The sequence below is a fragment of the Spirosoma arcticum genome (assembly GCF_054779955.1).
Genome location: NZ_BAAGXG010000068.1, coordinates 1 through 572, shown reverse-complemented (window position 1 = coordinate 572; position 572 = coordinate 1). Strand labels below are relative to the sequence as shown.

The 572-nt window shown below is 47.6% G+C and carries 1 protein-coding gene; it reads right to left on the bottom strand.

Going from position 1 to position 572, the window contains the following annotated elements:
* Window positions 1–189: 189 nt before the first annotated feature.
* On the bottom strand, window positions 190–572 hold a 383-nt coding region (locus tag ACYVHB_RS32910), incomplete at its 5' end, for a YybH family protein (protein ID WP_461056339.1).

Sequence of the window (572 nt, the reverse complement as noted above, 5' to 3'; positions counted from 1 at the left end):
TCGTAGCGAGCAGTTCGTCAATGTTCTGCCAGAGTTCATCGTTGATAAACATCCACTCCAAATCGCCGTTTGGGCCTTGTATAAAGCCGTCGAGCGACACCCCGATTTGCAGAATTACCTTTCTCATTCGTTCCGGTTTTTTAACGTAGTTTAGATGACATTGCAAATAATTTTTAAACCCGCCCTGTATTACGGTTTGAGATCAAGTGATGCTTGCCCGCTTTCGGCATCAAAAGGCACCGAACTGTGCTGATGCGTGATGAGCCACTGACCGTCAAGCTTGCGATAGCAGGCCGTCTCCCGCCACCGCATATCCAATTTTCCACCGTCTTTTTTGGTAGCACTGACGTGATTAAGCCGGTGGCAAAAGGCCATATCAGCAATCACATTGACACTCAAATCGCTGATCTCGAAGCCAATTGGCCCGTCAAATGAAGAGAACCAGTCGATCATTCGTTTTCTAATGGCTTCTAATCCAATGTATTGCAATTGACCAACGACATCGAACGATACAATGGCTGGTGCGTAGTTGGGCACCAGCTTGTCAATGTCTCTGGCGCGGATTGCCTCAA